General features: G+C 45.0%; 9 protein-coding genes, 3 pseudogenes and 1 riboswitch. Of the genes and pseudogenes, 6 read left to right on the forward strand and 6 right to left on the reverse strand.

Annotation, left to right across the window (positions count from 1 at the left end; genetic code table 11):
* Positions 1–765 carry a phosphatase PAP2 family protein gene (locus SO_RS18495; protein ID WP_011073710.1) on the reverse strand — a complete coding sequence of 255 codons (765 nt, stop codon included), beginning with the start codon at positions 763–765 and terminating at the stop codon, positions 1–3.
* A 510-nt stretch (positions 766–1,275) separates the two neighbouring features.
* Between SO_RS18495 and SO_RS18500 the strand changes: the two are divergent.
* The 3 pseudogenes from SO_RS18500 to SO_RS18510 all read left to right on the forward strand — a co-directional run.
* Positions 1,276–2,016, forward strand: a pseudogene (locus SO_RS18500) (GAF domain-containing protein); the annotation flags it as partial.
* Between the two features lie 281 nt (positions 2,017–2,297).
* Positions 2,298–3,251: pseudogene (locus tag SO_RS18505) on the forward strand (putative bifunctional diguanylate cyclase/phosphodiesterase); the annotation flags it as partial.
* Positions 3,252–3,532: 281 nt separating this feature from the next.
* A pseudogene (locus tag SO_RS18510) lies at positions 3,533–3,739 on the forward strand (EAL domain-containing protein); the annotation flags it as partial.
* Positions 3,740–3,904: 165 nt separating this feature from the next.
* Here the strand turns inward: SO_RS18510 and nrfA are convergent.
* Complete coding sequence (gene nrfA / locus SO_RS18515) at positions 3,905–5,308, reverse strand: ammonia-forming nitrite reductase cytochrome c552 subunit (protein WP_011073711.1); 1,404 nt, start codon at positions 5,306–5,308, stop codon at positions 3,905–3,907.
* Between the two features lie 239 nt (positions 5,309–5,547).
* Between nrfA and narQ the strand changes: the two genes are divergently transcribed.
* Positions 5,548–7,344, forward strand: a complete 1,797-nt coding sequence (narQ, locus tag SO_RS18520; protein ID WP_011073712.1) for a nitrate/nitrite two-component system sensor histidine kinase NarQ — start codon at positions 5,548–5,550, stop codon at positions 7,342–7,344.
* A complete protein-coding gene (locus SO_RS18525; protein ID WP_011073713.1) occupies positions 7,337–7,966 on the forward strand; it encodes a response regulator in 630 nt (209 codons plus the stop codon). The genes narQ and SO_RS18525 overlap by 8 nt, the downstream gene beginning before the upstream one ends.
* Positions 7,967–8,055: 89 nt before the next feature.
* On the opposite strand, the gene SO_RS18530 is transcribed toward SO_RS18525, so the two are convergent.
* Positions 8,056–8,430, reverse strand: coding sequence for a YacL family protein (locus SO_RS18530; RefSeq protein WP_011073714.1), 375 nt, complete (start codon positions 8,428–8,430; stop codon positions 8,056–8,058).
* A gap of 179 nt (positions 8,431–8,609) precedes the next feature.
* Between SO_RS18530 and SO_RS18535 the strand changes: the two genes are divergently transcribed.
* A complete protein-coding gene (locus SO_RS18535) occupies positions 8,610–9,575 on the forward strand; it encodes a zinc transporter ZntB (RefSeq protein WP_011073715.1) in 966 nt (321 codons plus the stop codon).
* Between the two features lie 68 nt (positions 9,576–9,643).
* On the opposite strand, the gene SO_RS18540 is transcribed toward SO_RS18535, so the two are convergent.
* The 3 genes from SO_RS18540 to SO_RS18550 all read right to left on the reverse strand — a co-directional run bounded on the left by SO_RS18540 (position 9,644) and on the right by SO_RS18550 (position 13,119).
* Complete coding sequence (locus SO_RS18540) at positions 9,644–10,759, reverse strand: succinylglutamate desuccinylase/aspartoacylase family protein (RefSeq protein WP_011073716.1); 1,116 nt, start codon at positions 10,757–10,759, stop codon at positions 9,644–9,646.
* 1 nt (position 10,760) lies between these two features.
* Positions 10,761–12,116, reverse strand: coding sequence for a lysine-sensitive aspartokinase 3 (lysC, locus tag SO_RS18545; RefSeq protein ID WP_011073717.1), 1,356 nt, complete (start codon positions 12,114–12,116; stop codon positions 10,761–10,763).
* A gap of 143 nt (positions 12,117–12,259) precedes the next feature.
* Positions 12,260–12,434: riboswitch (Lysine riboswitch) on the reverse strand.
* Between the two features lie 250 nt (positions 12,435–12,684).
* Positions 12,685–13,119, reverse strand: a complete 435-nt coding sequence (locus SO_RS18550) for a DUF3293 domain-containing protein (protein ID WP_011073718.1) — start codon at positions 13,117–13,119, stop codon at positions 12,685–12,687.
* Positions 13,120–13,365: the final 246 nt, after the last annotated feature.

Below are 13,365 nucleotides of genomic sequence, written 5' to 3' on the forward strand. Positions count from 1 at the left end.
TCACAGCTTATAGATGGCTTTATCGCAAACGTTGGCATTAATAATACTCACTTTATTCGCAACACTGATCCTTTTAACCTTAGGTACGTAAAGGAAAAAACCATAGTACAGCAGACTTGCCGACGTCCAAGCAATCGCCAAACTCCATAAATCATGACTGATGAAATGTGCACCACGCAACTCTTGAGCTAACCCAAAAATCGCGCCTAAACCAATCCCAAAGAGTAAGCCAAACTTTGCATAACGGCGATGACATTGCTTGAGCACATAATAACTCGCCACCCAAGCAAAACCTCCGCTCGAATGTCCGCCAGGAAAACACTGCCCAAACTCCGCCCCCTCAGGCAAGCGTTCAAACAGAGAGGAGTGAATCATACGACCACCAAATTCAATCACATCCCAAGGACAAGTCATATGAGAAATACTTTTCCCCATGCGCACCAACAACACGCTGGCTAGTAAACTGGTGAATAAATAGATAAAACCTTTGCGGTACAAACGTAACTTATCAACGCGAAAACTCAGACCAATAGCCACCACGACAACCACTGTAAACAGGATGACCAGATTACGGCCTGTCACATGCAATAGGCTTTCAGTGATCCAATGTCCCCTTAAGGGCCATGAATCCACCCCACCCTGCCAGTTAAATAATAAGCTGGCAAAGCGCATATCTGCATCAGTCCATTCAAGCCCAAAAATCAGTACCGCAAACATAAGCCATGGTACAAGCAAGTGTCCCTTTGCAAAGCTAAAGAATGTCACCCTCTTATTGCTTTCTATATTATGCCGCACTTATTTATCCCATAACCAAACACCTCGGTTCGAGATTAAGGATAAATTCTTATCAAAAACTTAAGTAATTTAACGCCTGAAAATAACAAATATTTTACACACTTTAAAAAGCGGCGTTGGGATTAAAAACCAAAAGAAATAAAAAGACTATAGTGAATTAATAGTAATGTGCTTTATGGATGAGCCTCCAATGCCCTATAACTTCGCACTCCAACAGTCGCAAAAAGATCGGTTATTCGCAGATATGGCTATCGATACTAGGGCGTGTTGACGTTTCAGGGTTATTTTTGCAGCAATTTGGCTGGCATTTATGCAAGGCAAAGTCCGTGCTGTGTAGTTATTCTACATAAACGGACGATAACGCAGCAGAAACGTCAGCCAAATGCTGCCCGAAGGGTTCGTCTGGCAAGCCCATGCTCTTTGTCACTCGTCATTTGAGTAGAATAACTACACATCATTCCTCGTTTCGCGAGCACGAGCTTGCCAGAACGAACAAAATTTAATCTCGAAACGTCAACACGCCCTAGTAAGATCATGGTGCCGTCAGAAATGCTGGAGAGCTGGCAACAAACCTTAGATTTGTTGTCGGAGATTGTGGATACCCCCGCTGTACTGATTATGCGAGTTCACCCCACTGAAATCGAAGTATTTGCTTCAAGTCACAGCCAAGGGAATCCCTATAAACCAAAGGATAAAGAGCATTTAGGCCATGGACTCTACTGTGAGACAGTGATGAAAGAATGCCGAGAACTCCATATCTCCAACGCGCTGAAAGATGCTGATTGGGATAACAATCCCGACATTAAGCTGGGTATGATAGCCTACTGTGGCCTGCCCTTGCATTGGCCAGATGGCAGCACGTTTGGCACTATTTGCATGCTCGATAGTAAAGAACATAGCTATAGTCAACAGTTTCGTAATTTGCTGGCGCGGTTTCAAAATGCTATTGAAACCAACCTTATCACCCTATTTCAGCAGGCAAAACTGCAACTACATAATCAGCAACTTGAACAAAAAGTACAGCAACGTACCCACGAACTGGCTGAACTCAGTGCAAAATTAATCCGAGAAATCGAAACGCGCACAACAACCGAAAACACATTGGAATACCACAAGAGCTACGATCCCCTGACAGGGTTACCTAATAGACCCAATTTGATTAATACCTTAGCGCGCATGCTGGAAGACATTAATCGTAAAGAAAAAATTTCAGTCCTTTATCTAGGGCGTGTTAACGTTTCAGGGTTATTTTTGCAGCAATTTGGCTGGCTTTTATGCAAGTCAAAGTCCGTGCAGTGTAGTTATTCTACATAAACGGACGATAACGCGGCAGAAAAGCCAGCCAAATGCTGCCCGAAGGGTTCGTCTGGCAAGCCCTTGCTCTTACTTTCTGTCATAAGAGCAGCTCGTCATTTGAGTAGAATAACTACACATCATTCCTCGTTTCGCGAGCACGTGCTTGCCAGAACGAACAAAATCTAATCTCGAAACGTCAACACGCCCTAGGCTTACGTAACTTTAAGTCCATTAATGATAGTTACGGCTATTTGATCGGTGATAAAGTCCTCGCCATTCTTGGGCAACGATTACAGCATAACACTCACAATGACACCTTTATCGCCCGAATGGCAGGCGCTGAGTTTGTGTTAGTCCAAGCCTATCAACCCTCAGAAATTGAGACAAATAAGCTTATTAATCAAATCATCAACTGCTGCCACTCTCCTGTTGGCATCGCCAATACATTGATTAGTCTTCACTGCTCAATTGGCATAGCACAAGCACCAAACGATGGCATTGACGCCGCGACACTGCTGCAAAAAGCGGGCGCTGCCATGAACATCAGTAAAGCGGAAGGCTTAGCTTATACGCATTTTGATCAGCAGACACAAAGGGCACTGAGTCAGCGCTATCTGCTGGAATCTCATTTAATCGAAGCCCTCAAAAGGAATGAGTTTAGCCTACATTACCAACCCATTATCGAACTCAACACCCGTAACGTTATCGGCGCCGAAGCCCTCTTACGCTGGCATAATCCGGTTTTAGGCTCTGTTACGCCGGATCAATTTATTCCATTAGCAGAGCGCAATGGTCAAATCATGGAAATAGGTAACTTTGTACTCCACTCGACCATTCAACAAACCGCGAACTGGTGCAATATGTTGCAGCGAGAATTTAAAATCGCCATCAATATCTCCCCTATCCAAATGCGTAACCCTCGCTTTGCCGAACATATTGCCGAACTATTAACTCTCTATCAGTTACCCGCAACCGCCCTTGAGCTAGAAATAACCGAAGGTATGCTGCTGCAAGATGAACATTTAGCCCATAACGCAATTCACCAACTACGGGAACTCGGCGTCAGTATTTCACTTGATGACTTTGGTACGGGCTACTCCTCCTTAAGTTATCTACAAAAGTATGCCTTCGATACTTTGAAAATTGACCGCTGTTTTATTAGGGCGTGTTGACGTTTCGAGATTAAATTTTGTTCGTTCTGGCAAGCTCGTGCTCGCGAAACGAGGAATGATGTGTAGTTATTCTACTCAAATGACGAGTGACAAAGAGCAAGGGCTTGCCAGACGAACCCTTCTGGCAGCATTTGGCTGGCTTTTCTGCCGCGTTATCGTCCGTTTATGTAGAATAACTACACTGCACGGACTTTGCCTTGCATAAAAGCTAGCCAAATTGCTGCAAAAATAACCCTGAAACGTCAACACGCCCTAGTAAACTCGAAAATAGTGAACAGGGCCGAGAACTCACTAAAGCCATTATTGCGATAGGAAAAAAGCTCAAACTTAAGGTGATAGCTGAAGGGGTAGAAAATCCCTATCAGGATGCCTTTATCTGCAATGAGGACTGCAATTACGGCCAGGGCTACCTGTATGGCAAACCGGTTACGCCAGAACAGTTCGAGCGGGACTTTATCAATCTCGCGTCCAAGTAGTTCAACAAAACAAAATGGTTTTAATCATGTGAGCTTCGCATGAATTGTGTGATTCATAGAGATCATTTCAATGTTCTTAGCTCTAATTCAATCTGCAATAAAAAGCCCCCGCAACCTAAATTGCGGGGGCTTTGCGATGAAGGGTTAGCTCATCTTCAAGGATGATTACTTGTAAGTCGCTTCGCGTTTTTTCGCTTCAGCATCCCACTTAGGTAACATGTCTTTCTTGAATGCTTCTTTCTCTGCATTCATCTTTTCCATGTCCATTCCGAGTACTGCTTGAGCCTTAGCTTTAGTCGAAATATCAGGGATGGCAACAGGGTCTGTTAAGCCTTTTTTCGCTAACAACTGTGCTAACTTAACACGGGCATCGGCCGCTTTATTAACAGAGGTGCCCAACACGCGTAGTGCTTCTTCTGGAGCATGAGCTGCAACGCCATGTGAGGCAATGGCTAAATCCCAGCGCCATTGAGCATGGCGGATATCAGTCAGAATTGGCTTCATTTCGGCTTCAGTGGCACCTAATTCCCATGCTTTCGCCGCTTCGAAGTGCGCTTTCACTAATTGCTCTTCCGCTTTGAGTTTCATTTCTTTCACTTTAGCTTTGCGCTCATTAGTGACGCCAACTAAGAACTCTTTGGTTTGGCTGTGGCAAGTTGCACAGGTTTCTTCGAAACGATCAAATGGGTTACCCACTTTATGGTCAGTAAACTTCTTACCTTCAGGGCTAGTCACTTTAGGCATATGACAGTCAACGCAACTGACATTATTTTTACCATGGATACCCATTTTCCACGTTTCATACTCGGGATGCTGGGCTTTTAACATTGGCGTTTTAGACAGTGCGTGAGTCCAATCAGAGAACTCAATGCCATCATAGTAAACTTCCATTTGATCTACAGTTACGCCCATATCCCAAGGGAATTTGACGAAACCTTTCTTATCTTCTTTTTTCTCAAAGTAGTATTCAACGTGACACTGGGCGCATACCATTGACTCTTTGTCTTGCTTAGAAGCTTTGCTAAATGGAGTACCAATTGCATCTAATGCGCGGTCAACATAAGGACGAGAAATACGTAATTTTGGTGAACCTTTTTCGTGGCAATCGCTACAGCCAATAGTGTTAGTCACTTCTGGGCCACCTTTCGCCCACTTACCTTTGAAGTAACCGTCTTCACCTTGCTCTTCAATTAAGCGAGGCACGTCAGGACTTTTACAGCTCCAGCAAGCCATAGGTAATGGACCATCTTCCGCATTTTTTGGCGCGCCAGTACGCAAGGTATTACGTACGTCAGTCACGGCATACATGTGGCCACGAGGGGCTTTATAATCTTTGGCAAATGCATAGCCTGCCCACAGGATAACCATATTAGGGTCCTGCTCTAGCGCATCAACAAGCTCTTCACTCTTTGCGGTGTCATGCCAGCTATTGTATTGATTTTTAAATTTATCTTTATAAACTTCGTTGCGAGGCTCAGTTTTATCACTCGCCATAGCCCCCGCAGCCATAAAGCTGGCGGCAACCAATGCACTTAATGCAAAAGTCTTACCTGTCATCTTCTTCATCATCTCATCTCCGCGTTGCATTTTTGTTGTAAAACACGACATCTCCAGCGCCAAAGTTAGTAGCTAAATACCGCTAAAAATATACCTCTTAGGGGGTATCTGAAACGAAGTTTGCGCTAGATCAAAATGTAATAGTGTTGTTGTTCACACTTCTATGCTTTTGTTAATGTAATACATTATTTTCTAATGTAAAAAACACGGCTAAAGTACCATTAGCTCAAGCGCCACAAGGTATTCGACATATGAAACGAGGCAGTCTTACCTCAAAAATTCTGGGTTTAATGTTAGTACTGATTTTGCTTTCTAGCAGCCTAGCGATTTTCGCAATCATCAATTTGTCATACAGCTTAGGCGATGCGAAAGCCATCAACGCTTCGGGTTCACTGCGGATGCAAAGCTATCGGCTGATGTTTTACGCCAATTCTGGTAGTGAAGCCGCCCAAGAAAAAATCACCGAGTTTGAAAACACGCTGCATTCTGAAGCACTACACCCCTCCAAGAGTTGGTTAAGCCCTAAAAAAATAGCCGCACAATATCAGCTTGTTATCGATAAATGGCTGGTGATGAAGTACTACATAGAGCAAGAGAACTCCCGCGACTACGCCGCCTCGCTCAAGGACTTTGTCGATACCATTGATTTATTGGTATTGGAAATGGAGCATCATGCCGCCTTTAAGTTGCGACTCCTCGCCGCGAGCCAAATTTTTGGGCTTGGGCTTATGCTCTCCATTGCCTTTTTAGCGGTACGCTTTACCAAACGTAAAGTGGTTGTGCCCTTGCAACAATTAATGGAGTCTGCCAATACGATTTCTAAGGGCAACTTTGAGATCGAAATGCCCGAAACCGAATACATAGAACTCACCGCACTGACCGATGCACTGCAAAAAACGGCGCGCGAACTGGCCACTCTGTATGGCAACTTAGAATCCCAAGTGGCTGAAAAAACCTTGGCACTAACCCGAGCCAATAATGAGTTAGCATTTTTATACGACACCTTGTTAACACTCAATGCCAAGAAGTTGGACTATAAAGCACTCAAAGCAGCGTTAAATCAGCTAAAAGATTATGAGTCTATCGACTATTTAAGACTGATTATCCAGTATCCAGAGCAGGAACTCGAAATGATTGAGGCCAATGGTGGCTGGCCAGAAAGCGCTGACAACAGCACGCGTTTTCCGCTGCAATTTGAACAGGCTAATTTAGGTTATTTAGAACTTATCTCTGCGCAGGATATTAATACTCCACTGTTTAAAAACTTTGCCATCATGCTAACTCGTTCCATCGTGATCCATAACGCCACTGAGCAAAGACAACAGTTAGCCCTAATGGAAGAGCGTGGCGTCATCGCAAGGGAATTACATGACTCGCTAGGGCAAGTACTTTCCTTCCTAAAAATTCAAATTAGCCTGCTGCGTAAGAACTTAGATCATAGTTGCCGCAGCCCTGCGGTAGAGGTGCAACTCACCGAAATCAATGAAGGAGTCAGCACCGCCTATGTACAGCTAAGGGAGTTGTTATCCACCTTTAGATTAACCATCAAGGAACCCAATCTGAAGAATGCGATGGAAGCAATGCTTGAGCAACTTAGGGCAAATACTGATATCAAGATCCATCTCGATTATAAACTCTCTCCTCAATGGCTTGAGGCAAAACAGCATATCCATATTTTGCAGATCACCCGTGAAGCAACCCTCAATGCCATCAAACATGCCAATGCAAGTCATATCAATATCCGCTGTTACAAGGATGACAGGGGCATGGTCAATATCAGTGTGAGTGATAATGGCGTCGGCATTGGCCATATTAAAGAGCGGGATCAACACTTCGGTATCGGCATCATGCATGAGCGTGCCAGCAAATTAGACGGTGAGGTTGTATTTAGTAGCAATGATACGCACACTAATAGCACTGCCACGACTGAACAACGTCATCAAGAAAATCCAGACTCGCCCCTTGAGTCCCACAACACATCAAATTTGTCACAGGGAACCATAGTCACTTTAATCTTCCCTTCCCAACAGGAGCCTACACATGGGTAAACCTTATTCAGTTCTTGTGGTGGACGACCACCCACTCCTTCGTAAAGGCATTTGCCAACTAATCACCTCCGACCCCGACTTTAGTCTCTTCGGTGAAGTAGGCAGCGGTTTAGATGCCTTAAGCAGCGTTGCAACAGATGAACCAGACATCGTCTTACTCGATTTGAATATGAAGGGAATGACGGGCCTAGATACCCTCAATGCCATGCGCCAAGAAGGCGTGACTTCACGAATTGTCATCCTTACAGTTTCGGATGCAAAACAAGATGTTATTCGCCTTTTACGTGCTGGGGCGGACGGTTATTTACTTAAAGATACTGAACCAGACCTCCTCCTTGATAAACTTAAAAATACCATGTCAGGCCACAGGGTGATCAGTGAAGAAGTTGCAGAATACCTCTATGAACTTAAAAATGCCGCCGATGAGCAAGAATGGGTTTCAAGCTTGACACCAAGGGAGTTGCAAATCCTGCAACAACTGGCGGAAGGCTTAAGCAATAGAATGATTTCAGAACACTTACACATCAGTGAAGGTACAGTGAAAGTGCATGTGAAAAATCTGCTGCGTAAGGCCAATGCCAAATCGAGAACCGAGATGGCGGTAAGGTATCTAAACAATTAATGCTTAATACGTTAACGATTTAACAGTTAAAAATAATAAAGGCAATCAATGGATTGCCTTTATTATATCTCGATCTTAACGGCGAGATGCTATAGCCCTTTTTGCACAAATTTATACCAACTGAGTAGGGCTTCTTCTAAATCTTCCAGCCCACAATAGGCTTCAGATTCGGCATCATAAAGTGACATAGCCTCTTCGAGTTCATAATCCTGCTCAAATCCCAACGCATTGGCGTAAATTCGCGCCTGCTCTTCATCCAGATCTAAGGAAAAATCTTTACCGATCAAACGCCAAGAATCACGCTTACCCGATTGAATTTCTTTGATAATATCGAGCACTTGCTGAATTTTGGCTAACTCTGGCCCTAACTCTTCTGAAAACCATTGACCCAGCACTTCATGGTCCATACTAAAGCTGGCTAAAAACGTGCCTGTCAAACTGTTACGCCGAAATTCATATTCCATTTTTTCTTCTCAATACATGACAACTGAACCTAATTTTAATGCATTTCATCATAACTTGCTTGACCAGCTGCTTAGCCCAATCACAGGATCAATTGTTAGAATTAAGGGCTATCAGACTTCATTTGCACAACGAAATCAGTTAGCTTGAACCCACAATTTAGCAAGAGATGGAATGCGATATGCACGATGGATTTATTTACAGCCTAGTCCTAAGTGGCGAACAGGCAGGCTCAACCTTAAGTCCTGAACAACTTGACAACTGGGACCCTAAAGATGGGCTGGTTTGGATACACCTGCGTTATCGCCACAAAAAAGCCCGCCATTGGGTATTACACTGCGGTCTCAACAAAGTCGAATCTGATGCACTACTCGCCGAAGATACCCGCCCTCGAACCGTGCTGGCTGGTGAAGGGGTACTGCTCGCCCTGCGCGGCGTTAACTTAAACCCAGATTCGGCCCCTGAAGACATGGTGGCCGTTCGTATTTATGCTGATAACCAGCGCATAATATCTACCTGCGAGCGCGAGCTTCAGTCAGTTAAGGATGTCGCGGGTTCGATTATGGCAGGAACAGGCCCCACTACCACTGGCGACTTTATCGTTGCCATTTGTGAAAGGCTCACCATACGAAAAGTGGATTTTATCGATACGCTTGAGGAACAGCTTTTAGAATTAGAAGAACAAGTTGTCTCTGGCAATGTTAAAGATTTACGCACAGATATCGCCGAGCTGCGTCGGCAAACCGTAGCGCTGCGCCGCTATTTAGGCCCCCAGAAAGAAGCTTTCGCTAAGATGCTATCGGAGCAATTTGTGCTCTTTAACGAGCCCGAAAAACTCAAAATGCGTGAAACAACCAACAATCTTATCCGTACTATTGAAGACTTAGACGCACTACGCGACAGGGCCAATGTGACTCAAGAAGAATTACTCAGTCAACAATCAGAGCAGTTAAATAAACGGTTGTATTTTTTGTCATTAGTATCGGTAATCTTTCTTCCATTGGGCTTTTTAACTGGATTACTTGGGGTAAACATTGGCGGTATTCCTGGCGCGGATAACAATTTTGCCTTTACCAGCTTTTGCATCATTTTAGTCTCGCTTGTTGCCCTACAAATGGTCATTCTCTATCGATTTAAGTGGCTATAACAAGTAGCTGAAAATGTAAGACAAACGCCAATGCTATTGGATTGGCGTTTTGTTTGGGGATCTCGCGTTTAATGCGGCAACTCAAACAGATTGGTCATCACCTTATATAACTCAGTACCTTGATGTACAGACGCCGAGGCAAAGTGCAAAATAGGTACACAGTCCTGTGGCAAGCTTAGCGCCGTCAGTTCCTGTTCACTGCCATATAAATCAAGCCGCAGCAGGTTCACTAACGTCTCACCCGCCGCAAGCGGTTCGCCGACAGGAGCCACATACTCAACCAAGCCAGCCATCGGCGCATGATACTTTTTATAGTCCTTAAGATAACAGCCAAAACGCCGCATCTTAGCGGGTTCCACTTGCTCGGCGATCACTCCACGATGGCTTAAATAGGCCAAAATCCCCTTAGCATCGACGAGTGCATCCTCAAGGCAAATACGTTCTTGGCTCGCAAGTTCTAAGGTGAATGCTGAAACGGCAATCTCGAGATCCCGCCCCATCACTTTAGCCACTTCACTCAATTGCCACCAAGGACAAAATGCCGCCTCATCCATCGCACCACCAAAACTATTGGGGATCACTAAGGTGTAAGGAATCGCAAAAAACTGCGCCGAAGCAATATCATATTCAGGGCAATACAAATGCTTACAGGATTTCGGGCCGGTATGGAGATCTAATACAATATCCGCTTCATGGGCCATGGCCTGCAGGTTAACCGCCAGTCTATGACCCGTGGTCACCCCCCAATCGTTGCGTAATCGCCGCTGGCAAGCTTCAACCAAGGTGCTGCGATAAGCTTGAATAAGCTCGCTATCACTTAGCTCAGCATGTTCCTTATACCAAGTTGGCAAATCTATCGCGTGATTCAAATACTCTCGGTTCCAGTTTACGCCAGTTATCGGATCAAAACGCCCAAGTGTAAACTCACCGCTTTTTTGATTAATCCCCAGCGGATTAGCTAACGGCACCAAGGTAATCTCACCTAAGATATCGCAGCGTTCGAGCTGCTTCATCAATTGATAAATCACCGCATTACCTTGCACTTCAGCGCCATGGACATTGGCTTGAATATAGACTTTCGGGCCAGAATGCTTACCGCTTGGCTTGAAATGATAAATCGGCAACGTCAGCGCCTGCCCTGCGGCAAGCTCCCCAATTTGCAGAGACGATGTTGTCGGCAACATATTAAGCGCCTTCAAACAGATTTTCGTGCAACGCTTTAACCACCTGCGCCGCTTCAGATTCGGCCACTAACACACACAAGTTATGCGGGCTCGCACCCTGGCAGATCATGCGCACATTATGGGGTTCCAGCACTTCAAACACGCGGCGGCAAATACCGGCTGTGGTGGCTATGCGATTACCGATAATCGCAACTAGGGCTAAACCATCCTCCACGCGCACACGGCAGTGTTGTGATAACTCTTGCAGCAACGCTTCACTTAACAGACCTTGGCCACTGGAGTCGGAGCCAGTTTTATCAAGCGTGAGTGATACGTTAACTTCAGAGGTGGTAATTAAATCCACACTGATCTTATGTCTTGCTAAGGTCGCAAAGGTCTCGGCCAAAAAGCCCTGCGCATGTAGCATTTGTAGGCTGTGTAAATTCAGCAGGGTTTGATCACGGCGCAGCGCCACAGCACGAAACACAGGCGCATCTTCAACCTGGTGGCGGATCCAAGTCCCGCCTTTTTCTGGCTCCTTGCTTGAACCCACAAACACTTGAATTTGTTGACGCACAGCTGGAAGAATCGTCGCAGGATGCAGCACTTTGGCACCAAAGGTTGCCATTTCAGCAGCTTCGTTAAAGCTGATTTCGGCAATAGGATGGGCATTTGGTGCAAGCCGTGGATCAGTCGTATAAATCCCCGCCACATCGGTCCAAATCTCAACCGCAGAGGCTGTTAAGGCTTCAGCTAACAATGCCGCGGAATAGTCGCTACCACCGCGGCCAAGCGTAGTGGTTTGCCCCGCCTCATCTGCACCAATAAAACCTTGAGTTACAATCACTTGTTCAGACAACAGCGGCAATAAGTGTTCACGGGATAACAAGGCAATCTGTTCAACTTGTGGCTCGGCACGGCCAAAATGGCTGTCGGTACGCAGTACTCGGCGCACATCGAATGCGCTCGAGTTCGCGCCTTTTTCCCGTAACACTGCCGCAAATAATGCTGATGAACATTGTTCACCAAGGGACAATAACTCATCCATAGTCGCCTTGCTGCGTGCTGAGACTAAGGCTTCGCTCAGGACCGCCATGCGGCTGAGCAGCTTATCTAACGCGGCCGCAACATCATTGGGGCGACCGAGTTTATCTAAGATAGCGTATTGAATTTGCGCAATTTGTTTTAATCGTTGCAAACGACCATCGTCGTTAATCGACTCTTGAGTGAGTTCAACCAAAAGATTGGTCACGCCACTTGAGGCGCTAACCACCACTAAACGGCAATCGGGATTACCCAGCACAATCTCGGCACAGCGATTCATTGCGCCGTAGTCGGCAACTGAGGTTCCACCAAATTTAGCGACAACAAGAGACATTAGCGCACCTCCGCAAAAGCAAGAGATACGATACAAACTTCAATAACAGATTGATTAACTAACATGATTACGCTCCGAACTAACTTCGTTCGAAGAGCCTGGTGCTCAATGATACGCACCCCAAAAGAAGGGAAACAGCAATCGTCACCAGAAGCTCTCCACCAATTACAGGTGACAATCGTTAGGATTCAGCCTAAGCGACCGACATAAACATGCAGCAACCACATCTATGCCTCGGCGCTAATCTCCCTCATCAATCATCGCTGGAGTTTGTGCTCCTCTGATTGACTACCTAGTTAACGCTCCTCTTCTGTTCCTTTCCGCCGGAAAGGGACGAAAAAAGTAGCAATAAACCCCTAATGAAGTCAATGCTAATTTCACACCTGATAAACAAATTCAATAAACGCTTTTAAAAACAATGGGGATTTATGGACCAAAGCAAAAAGAAACGAGAAAACAGTATAGGCTTGATGTGGAATTCAATGGATTTAAAAAAACACTCACCAAGCCTTGCTGTGAGAGAGCAAAGCCTAGTCAGAAAAAATAGCTAAAAAAGAGTAAGCTGTAGTTAGGTGACCAAGTCTGGCAGCTCATAAACTAAGCGGACATAATCGTTAAATCGGCCTAAACACACTTCGTTATATCCGGCTAAAGTGCAAGGCACTAAACTCACCTCACCCCTTTCCACCATGTAGATGGCATATTGATTAAACTTTTTCCCTAATTGTAATGCCATGCTTCTGTCGATAAACACGGCCCAACTCTTCTCCATATGGGATAAATCAGGCGATGCACCGATAAGTGCGCGATAGGGACTGCCTAATAATTCAATTTCACGAAGTAATTGACGGTCGAGTAAACGGTTTTGGCTGGAACTAAGGAGGGTTGAAGCGGGGTTATGGGCGGTAATTACAGCAAAAGAAAAATTACAGGATAATGCTTGAGTAAGCAAAAACAACGGCGTTTGATAATGCTGCCACAAATCTTGAGTCATGTTGTCCATCGGTAGTCTAGTCGAAAAATGAACCCGACTTAGTTTAGCAGAGCGTCTCAAAAATCCAAAGAGGCGTGAACTCGCTCACAAGAATTAGAAATACATTAGTTATACTAATCAATGACTAAAGTAAATATCATGGTAAATTAACGCCTAATCCAGAAATTTGTTAACATTTCATTTGTTAACAAATGCCTAAAACGAGTACAATGTCGTCATTGGCCAGTTAAGCAGATAACATTAAGTTTGCTTAAT

It is taken from the genome of Shewanella oneidensis MR-1 (assembly GCF_000146165.2).
GTDB lineage: Bacteria > Pseudomonadota > Gammaproteobacteria > Enterobacterales > Shewanellaceae > Shewanella > Shewanella oneidensis.

Bases quoted from the DNA above. Each gene is read 5' to 3' on its own strand.
- nrfA (WP_011073711.1), bottom strand. From the start codon at position 5,308: ATGATGAAGAAGATGACAGGTAAGACTTTTGCATTAAGTGCATTGGTT.
- narQ (WP_011073712.1), top strand. From the start codon at position 5,548: ATGAAACGAGGCAGTCTTACCTCAAAAATTCTGGGTTTAATGTTAGTA.
- SO_RS18525 (WP_011073713.1), top strand. From the start codon at position 7,337: ATGGGTAAACCTTATTCAGTTCTTGTGGTGGACGACCACCCACTCCTT.
- SO_RS18530 (WP_011073714.1), bottom strand. From the start codon at position 8,430: ATGGAATATGAATTTCGGCGTAACAGTTTGACAGGCACGTTTTTAGCC.
- SO_RS18535 (WP_011073715.1), top strand. From the start codon at position 8,610: ATGCACGATGGATTTATTTACAGCCTAGTCCTAAGTGGCGAACAGGCA.
- SO_RS18540 (WP_011073716.1), bottom strand. From the start codon at position 10,759: ATGTTGCCGACAACATCGTCTCTGCAAATTGGGGAGCTTGCCGCAGGG.
- lysC (WP_011073717.1), bottom strand. From the start codon at position 12,116: ATGTCTCTTGTTGTCGCTAAATTTGGTGGAACCTCAGTTGCCGACTAC.
- SO_RS18550 (WP_011073718.1), bottom strand. From the start codon at position 13,119: ATGGACAACATGACTCAAGATTTGTGGCAGCATTATCAAACGCCGTTG.